Source organism: Actinocrinis sp. (assembly GCF_035938995.1).
In the GTDB taxonomy this organism is placed as follows: Bacteria; Actinomycetota; Actinomycetes; order Streptomycetales; family Catenulisporaceae; genus DASZGI01.
The window spans coordinates 1-8,519 of the sequence record NZ_DASZGI010000121.1 but is presented as its reverse complement, the minus strand read 5'-3'; the positions used below and the strand labels follow the sequence as shown (position 1 = coordinate 8,519).

General features: G+C 69.3%; 5 protein-coding genes. 2 read left to right on the top strand and 3 right to left on the bottom strand.

The features are described 5' to 3' along the window. The 3 genes from VGZ32_RS08065 to VGZ32_RS08055 form a co-directional block, all read right to left on the bottom strand. The coding region (locus VGZ32_RS08065; RefSeq protein ID WP_326885242.1) for an AAA family ATPase at positions 1-1,433 on the bottom strand (1,433 nt) is incomplete at its 3' end. A 90-nt stretch (positions 1,434-1,523) separates the two neighbouring features. Continuing rightward, positions 1,524-4,319, bottom strand: a complete 2,796-nt coding sequence (locus tag VGZ32_RS08060; RefSeq protein WP_326885241.1) for a helix-turn-helix transcriptional regulator — start codon at positions 4,317-4,319, stop codon at positions 1,524-1,526. 215 nt (positions 4,320-4,534) lie between these two features. Next, on the bottom strand, positions 4,535-6,037 hold the full coding sequence (locus VGZ32_RS08055; RefSeq protein WP_326885240.1) for a ricin-type beta-trefoil lectin domain protein: 1,503 nt from the start codon (positions 6,035-6,037) through the stop codon (positions 4,535-4,537). Positions 6,038-6,435: 398 nt separating this feature from the next. Here VGZ32_RS08055 and VGZ32_RS08050 point away from each other — a divergent pair, with 398 nt between their 5' ends. Together VGZ32_RS08050 and VGZ32_RS08045 are read left to right on the top strand one after the other, a co-directional pair. Then, complete coding sequence (locus VGZ32_RS08050) at positions 6,436-6,663, top strand: hypothetical protein (RefSeq protein WP_326885239.1); 228 nt, start codon at positions 6,436-6,438, stop codon at positions 6,661-6,663. A gap of 726 nt (positions 6,664-7,389) precedes the next feature. Next, the coding region (locus VGZ32_RS08045) for an arabinofuranosidase catalytic domain-containing protein (protein WP_326885238.1) at positions 7,390-8,519 on the top strand (1,130 nt) is incomplete at its 3' end.

Below are 8,519 nucleotides of genomic sequence, written 5' to 3'. Positions count from 1 at the left end.
GCGACCGCGGGGGAGATCGTGCTCGATCGCAGGGTTCGCTCGACGCGCGCCCGCAGCTCGTCGGTGCGCCCGCTGAGCCACAGCGCGCTCGCCACCCGGGTTTCGATCTCGCCGACGAGCTCGGGATCGTCCGCCTGGGCTCGGATCATGTCGGCGACGGCGATCGAGTCGGTCGCCCGCTCGGTGCGGCAGAGCACCGCGAGGCAGCGACGGCTCAGGTCGAGCCATTCCGGTTGCGTCACGTGGAGGCTGTGGAAGGCGAGAGATGCGAGCTCACCGGCATCGTTGACGTTCAGCCCGGTCAGCGCCTCGGCTGCGGAGATCAGGATCGCCGCGGCCACCGCGTCTCCGGGCGAGCAGGCCGCTCGCGCGTGGGACGCGGCAAGGAACGCATCTCCCGCGGTGAGGTAGTGCTCTGCGAGCCTTCGATGAAGCTCGCGCTTTCGGCTGGGGCCGATCGCGGCGCAAACAGCTTCGCGGACGAGGTCGTGCCGGAAACCGAGTGCGAGGTCGCTCGCCGCGAGCAGTCCGGCCTCGACCGCCTGCGCGCATGCGCGCTCACGGCCGTCGGGCTCGTCCCCGATCGCGGCGGACAGCAGCGCGGCCGCTTCGTGAGTCGGCAGTTCCCGTCCTGCCACGGCCACCAGACTGACCAGTTCGCGCGCGGCCGAAGGCAGGGCGGCGAGCCGATGCGCGGTCAACGCGGCGAATTCAAGCGGCACGCTGTCGGGTTCGCCGCAGTCCGCCGCGCGGGCGAGATTGTCGATGAGATGTGTCGCCAGCATGGGGTTTCCGCCGACCGCGTCGAGGTACCGGCGCACGCGTGCGTCCGGGATTCGGCCCAGCCTGTCGTGCGCGATGGCGATCAGGTCGAGGGTGGCCAGCGGACGCAGCGGGATCCGCTCGACGCGGACCGGATCGCAACAGACGAGATCGTCATCGAGCCCGGGTTCGCGGCTGGCGAACACCCAGACGACCGGCAGCCCGACCAGACGTGAGACGAGGGTGCGCACAAGGAAACGGGTGACGCGGTCCGCCCACTGGACGTCGTCGAGCGCGATGAGCAACGGCTGCGCTGCGGCCGCTGCCTCCAGACACGAGGCGATGCGTTCGGCGAGCAGCAGCGGCTCGCTCGCCGCAACGGCGAGCTGCTCATACGCAGCGGCGTCGAGCAGGGGACGGCGCCCGGACCGCAGCAGCGCGATCACCGGCGCACCCGGGCTCACCTGCTCGAATTCGTCGCACTTGCCGCCGACGACTCGCAACTTGAGCGCCACGGACTGCCGACGCACCTCGGTGACCAGGGCCGTCTTGCCGATGCCCGCAGGGCCGGTGACCAGGAGCACCCCGCCGCTGCCATGCTGGCAAGCGGTACGTACGAGCGCGAGCGTGCGCTCCATCTGCTCGCTTCGGCCACGCAGCGGCCCGAACATCGACCACCGATCCTCACCTGGACGATCCGACACTCCCAGTGGATCGTGCTGCGCGGCCGGACACACCACATCGCGCATCCATGCGATCCGTTATCCGCCCTGCCCGCGCCCCGCCCTCTTGACCAGCTCCACCCGAGACCTGACCTGCAACTTCTCGAAGATGCGGCGCATGTGGGCGTTCACCGTGTGCGGCGAGACGAACAGCTGCTCCGCGATCTCGCGGTTCGTGCGGCCCTCGATGACCAGGTCGGCGACCTGACGCTCGACCGGGGTAAGCGCGGGCCACCCGCTGCTCGGGCCGGTGGGAGCGACGAGGCGGCGGCGCACGCCGAGCCGGCGCAGCCGACGGCGGATGCGCGCCGCGTCCCACGCCGCGCCGTGTGCGGAACTGAGCGCCAGTGCCTGATCGAAGGCATCGACGGCGGCGGCAGTGGCGCCGGCGTCGAGCCGCGTTCTGCCGAGGTCCTCAAGCGCCGAGGCTAAGGCGAGCGGGCGCGGCACCTCGCGCAGGGTGCGCACAGCGGACTCGAGTTCGCTCGCGTCGTGGTGAACGAGGCCGCGCGCGTGCGCGGCGGTCGCGGCATGGCTGCGCACCCGGGGATTTCGCTCGCTGCGTTGCTCGGCGACCGCGAGGGCGCGGGAGACGAGTTCGTCGTCGCCCGCCGCGATCGCGATGCGGACGAGTTCGGGGTCGATTCCCACGTCGTGCGGGAACAGCGGGAAGATCGCGAGTCGTTCGTCCGCGCCCCGTCCGCACAGGTGCTCGTGTGCCTCCTGCGCGTTGCCGGAGGCCATGGCGAGCGAAGCGAGGAACCAGGTGGCGTGTCGTCGTGGGCCGGGGGCGGTCACTGTCGCGACCACACGGCACATCCCGGCGACCTCTCGTGCGCCGCGGGTGTCTCCAGTCCGGACTCGCACACGCCCGAGCCCGGCGAGTGCGGCCGCGTTGATCACGCTGACGATGCGGTCCGCCTCGCCTGGCTGATATCTGCCCTCCAGCGCGGTGGCCGCCTCGGTCAGACGTCCGGTTTCGAGCGCTTGCAGACCCTTCCAGGTCTCGAAGATGTGCAGCGCCCAGTTCTGCCGGTCGCGGGTCGCGGCGGCGATCCCCTCGTCCGCCGCGGTGTCCGCCGCCTCGAACTCATCCAACGCCAGCAGCGGCCAGCTGCGGAAATAATCCGCGAGTTGCCTGCTCACGTCCGCCGAGGTCCCGATGCGGGCGGCGACGTCCAGGCGGCGCAGCGCCGATTCGAAGTGGAAGAGTTGGTAGTCCAGTCCCGCGTGGGCGAGTTCGAACGCGAAGCGGCCTTCCCGGGCGGTGTCGCTCTCGACGATCCGGTGCAGTGCGTCGACGGCGTTCAACGCGTCATCGGTTCGTCCGGCGACGACGAGGTTGTGGAACAGCAGCGCGGCGAGCCAGGAGCGCGCGTCGGCCGAAACGTCGGGCAGCGCGAGCCCGGCGCGTGCGTTATCGGCGCGGACGTCGGCTGCGAGGTCGAACATGCTCGCGATGCTCAACCGGACCTCGGCCTCCTGCTCGGGCGGCAGCGCCTGGCGCAGCGCCATGTCGGCGAACTGCTCGGCCTGCTTGCCCAGGCCGGCCGCGAACAGGGAAAGGACCCGCCGGGCGACGAGCGGCCCGCGCAGCGGATGCTCGCCCACGATCAGGCGCAGGCCCCGGTCGGCGAGGTTCGCCGCGGCCTCGGGATCGGTCGTGCTGAGTGCTTCGGCCGCCTTGAGCAGCGTGGCGGTGGCGACGTCGTCGCCGGGCTCGGCGCTGGCGGCGAGCTGGGTGGCGACCTCGACGGGCAGCGCGCCGCGGGCCAGCAGCACCTCGGCGCCTTGGCGATCCATGGCGCGGCGCACCGCGGCTGGGGTTTCGGCGCGCACCGCCGCGCGGATCAGGTCGTGCCCGAACTCGAGCCGCTCATGACACTCCGTCAGGATCCCCGCCTGCACCAGTTCGCGGATCGGGATCACCAGTTCCGGCACCGAGTACCCGCTGATCGCCGCGAGGTCGGGCACGCACAGGCGGCGGCCCAGCGACGCCGCACCGGTCGCGACGCGTATCGCAGGGTCCGACAAGCGGGCCAGCCGCCGCCGCATATCGTCGCTGACCCGGCCGGGCAGACGCTCGTCGAGCAACCGCGCACGACCGGACTCGACGGCGATGATGCCTTCCTGCTCGATGCCGCGCACGAACTCGACGAGCAGGAACGGGTTGCCTTCGGTGCGTTGCGCGCTGGAGAGCAGCCGCCGGTCCGGTTCGGCGTGCAGGATGTCGGCGACGATCTGCGTGACCGCCTGATCGTCCAGCGGCTCGAGCCGCAGCACTTCCGCTCCGCCGTCGGCGAGCCCAGCGAGTGCGGCGCGGACCGCGGGGGAGCCCTGGCCGGGCCGCGTGGCGAGAAGCCAGACGACGGGCAGGTCCCTGAGTCGTCGCGGCAGCGCACGCAGCGCGGCCGCTGTGCCGTTGTCAGCCCACTGCAGGTCGTCCAGGCAGATGAGCAGCGGCCCGCCGAGCGCTGCCTGTTCGAGCAGCGCCTGGATGTCGTAAAGCCGCCAGAAGCGCTGTTCGGGGGATGCGTGCGTGGTGCTGAGGGCCGACCGGTCGAGCAGCGGCTTCTCGCCGTCGAACAGGGCCTCGAGCAGCACCGCGAGATCCACAACTGCGTCGATCGGGTCCGCGGTGCCCCGCCCGCTGTGAAACGCCAGGTCACCGGCGGCTTGTTCGGCGGCGCGCAGCAGCGAGGTCTTCCCGAGCCCGGCCGCGCCCTCGATCACCACGACGGAGCCCAGACCTGTGCAGGCTCGCTCGAGGTGCCCGTGTACGGCGGCGAGCTGCGCGCCGCGACCGCGCAGTGGCGGCAGCGGGCGAGCGTTCATAGGACTACCGATGTTACTTGCGGCCTGCCGCCTCTCCGGGCGAACGCGCGCGGCCGGCGATCACTGGTTGGCGTTGGCGGCGGTGATCTCGGCGAGTTGGGCTGGGAGAACTCCTCCCGCGGACCGACCAGTGGCCTGACCGGCCGCGTGGGCGCGCGGCCGGTCAGGAGACGTGAAGCAGCTACCGCGAACCGTGCCGATGGCTACCACCAGGCCTATTTGATGGTCCAGTACTCGCTCGCGCTGCCGTTGCAGGTATAGATGTCCGCGGTCGAGCCGGCGGATGTCGCACCGCCGGACACACTCAGACACAGTCCCGAGTTGTTGTTGACGATCGTGCCGTCTGACTTCGCCGTCCACCGCTCCGACGCGCTGCCGTTGCAGGTGTAGATGTCGGCGGTCGCCTTGGGCGTGGTCGAACTGCCCGACACGCTCAGACAGAGCCCGTTGCCGTCGACGATCGTCCCGTTCGAGTTGACCGTCCAGTTCTCGGCCGCGGAGCCGTTGCAGGCGTCGATGTCCGCCGTGGTCTTGACGGTCGTCGAGCCGCCGGTGTCGCTAAGGCAGAGTCCCGAGTGGTTTCCGACGATCGTGCCGCCGCCACCGATGGACGATCCTCCGTTGAAGGGCTCGAAGGCGTGGCTGAAGTACCAGGTCGGCTGGGAGATGCCCGAGCAGCTGTCCGAACCGGCCGTACCGGGGCAGCCGCCGTTGTCGCGCTCGATCGCCCAGAACGACAGGGTATTGATGCTCTTGGACTCGGCCCAGTTCAGGATGGCGGAGGCGTCCGCCTCGGTGGTGGTCTCCGCCGCCCCATAGTCGTCGATGCCCGGCATTGCGGTGATCCCGATCATGCTCCACAGCTGCGCTGCCGATTTCGACGGGTAGAGCGAGGCCAGTTGGTTCTCCAACGCCGAGCCGGCGGACTCGGCGGAGTTGGCCATCTCGTGCGTCGAGCCGTCGTAGTAGTCGAACGCCATGATGTTCACCACGCCGACGGTGGCGCCGACCGAGATCGCGTTCTGTAGGACTGCCACTCCCGTGGAGTCCAGGCCGGTGGTGTTCGTGGGCATCGTGTACGAGAACTGAATCGTGCGCCCGTTGGCCGCGGCCCACGACTCGACCTGCGCGACGGCCTGGTTGCGGCGCTGGATGCCGGCGGTGTTGTTGAGCGAGTCCGCTTCGATGTCCAGGTCGATGCGCGGCACGTTGTAGGTGGTGATGACGTTCTCGTACACCTGGGCGATGGCGCTGACATTGGCGCAGCTGTCCGCGATGTCGGTGCCGGTGGTGTCGGCGGTGTAGCCGCCGAAGGAGGGAATGACGTTGCCGCCGGCGGCCTGAATCGAGGCGATCTGGCTGCCGTGGGTGGATGACGAGACCGGCTGACTGGTGTCGCCGTCCCAGTACGCCGTGCACGAACCGGCGCTCGCGGTCTGGAAGAACGCCGCGGTCAGATACGGCGACCCGGAGTTCCGCGAGACCGTCAGGGGGTCGTCGCCGCTGTAGGACTCCCAGTAGGGCGCGAACACGTGCGCAGGCAGTGGGGTGTCGGTCGCCGCTCGCGCGCCGCCGGTTGCGGCGGCGGCGAACCCGGCGGTTGCCAGCACTGTGGCCCCTGCGGCCAGCGCCGCGCGCAGGCGGCGGGGGACGGGCGCGGCGATCGCGACTCCGGCGTCTGCCCTGTGGGGCGTGTGGAGCGGGAAGAGTGATCTCATGAGTGTCCCCTGGCTCGTAGCCGGGGCGATCCGGCCACACGTGGGTGCAAGGAAGTACAAAGAGGTGGAGCGGGGTGCCGAGCGTGATTCGGGCGACGGGCCTCTGGCCCGGTCCCGCGAGTCGCGGCGCCATCGCGACATGCTCGGCCAGTACGACGAAGAAAGGTAAGGAAGGTTTCCTTACCGCCGCGTCATCGGGGACCGTAGCCGCTGCGGCGTCAGCCCGTCAAGACGCGCGAGCGGGCGAGTTCTTCTTGCGGGCGACCACTCTGCGGTCACAAGGTCCTGATGACGTATTGGGGCCGGGCGCTCACCTGAATAGGTGAGAGTGCGATCCGGCCCGGGCGAGGACAATGCACGCAGACACTTCGTACGCCGCGAACGTAGGGAGTCTCGCCATGGCCGTCGAAGCAGGGTTGAGTACCGGCGTCCACGTGGCGCCTATGCGACCGTTCGTCGGCGTCGGTGCACAAGAGGTCGCCACGCCGCGCGACACCGCTCGCATCGTCGAGCAGGAGGCGACGGCCGAAGACGTAGTCGCCAGGATGCTGGAGCTGCACGCGGACCGCGACAATCCACGGGTGCTCCGGTTTGGGGCAGGACAGGCGGTCGCCAAGCGCAGCTGACAACCATTCCCAAGCATCCGAACCCGCGCGTACTGTCAACGCGCGGGATAGTCGTGTTGCACCGAGTTTGCTCATAACCCAAGCTTGGTGTCCTGTTATAGGCGCGAAACGGGCCTCGGGGTCGGCTCTGTCGATTCGGTGCCCCTCTGCTACCTGTCCAGCTTGGTTGAGCGGGCGCCTTTCGCTGGTCGCAGGGGCCAGGCCACCCCACGCATGCGCCGCGTCAGCGAGTGCTTCTTGACCATAATTCTGGCTTTAGATCAAAGATTCCAGGAAACCGACGCAGATATCTTGACTTACATCTAAAGTCGGCCGAATATGTGTGCTGCGCCGCAGGGAAGCCTTCGTTTACGGTCGCTGCGAAGTGTGGCCTGCGACGGCGCTGGCGATGCGCGCGGGCCGCCACCCGGCACAGCGCCACCGACGGAACGACGCCCACACGACGGCCAGTGCGTTCCCCTGGTTCTCACACAGCCGTCCGCGGGTGCGACCCGTTCGATCGCGCCAATCGGACGTGCCGTATCGATCCGTCCGGAGGCCTGCTTCGGGTCAGCCCGAGGCGTTGTGGCGTGGGTGGGCTACTCGGCGACAGCTCGCCCACGCGTCGGATCGGCTGGACCCGTGAAGCCCCGTCCGTCCGCTTCCATCGGCGACGCCGCCGCGGCGGCGTGCCCCGAAAACCTCCTGCCCACCACAGCGTGATGAGACCGATTCTCGGAGGTACCTGTGCCTTTGCTACCTAGACTCCGACGGCGCACGCGGCTGTTTGTCGCGTTCCTGCTCGCGGCGGCGATCGCGGTGCCCGTGTTCGCTGCGGCCGCGACACCCGCGTCCGCGGCCTCGTCGCTGCCGTGCGACATCTACGCTTCGGGTGGTACGCCGTGCGAGGCGGCGTACAGCACCACCCGGGCCATGTTCGGCTCGTACAACGGCCCGCTGTACCAGATCCAGCGCAGCTCGGACGGCAGCACCCTGAACATCGGCCTGCAGTCCGCCGGGGGAGTGGTCAACTCGGCACCCCAGGTCTCCTTCTGCTCCGGCACGACCTGTACCATCACCGAGCTGTACGACCAGACCGCGAACGGCAACAACATGCCCATTTCGCCAGGTAAGTCCTGTTCCGGCTGCTCGAACGGGATACCCGGCCCCGGCCCGAACGGCTCGGACATCGGCTCGCCCGCCATGGCGCTGCCCGTCACTATCGGTGGTCAACCAGCGTACGGTGCCCTTTTCGACGCCCAGGGCACCGGCTATCGCAACAACGCCGCCAAGAACGTGCCCACCGGCTCGCAGCCTGAGGGTATCTACATGCTGACGTCGTCGAACCTCACGAGCGGCAGTTGCTGCTTCGACTTCGGGTCGGCCGAGACCAACGACTCCGACGACGGCAACGCCACCATGAACGCGATCTACTACGGCACCGACTGCTGGACGCAGAACTGCAGCGGTTCCGGCCCGTGGGTGGGCGGTGACCTGGAGAACGGCATGTACTTCAGCAACACCGGCGCCAACCCCTCGAACATCTCCAGCGAGAAGGGCTCGTTCCTGACCGCGTGGGAGAAGAACAACGGCACCACCAACTTCACCCTCAAATACGGCAACGGGCAGTCAGGCGGGCTGACCCAGTCCTATTCCGGGCCGCTGCCCAATGGCTACAACCCGATGAAGGTGCAACCCTCGATCGAGCTCGGCACCGGCGGCGACAACAGCATCTGGGGCGATGGAGAGTTCTTCGAAGGCGCCGTCCTGTCCGGCTTCCCCTCCGACGCCACCGAAAATGCGGTGCAGGCCAACATCGTCGCCGCCGGCTACGCCGACAACACGACGTTCGTGCCGACCACCGCGTCCGTGGTCAG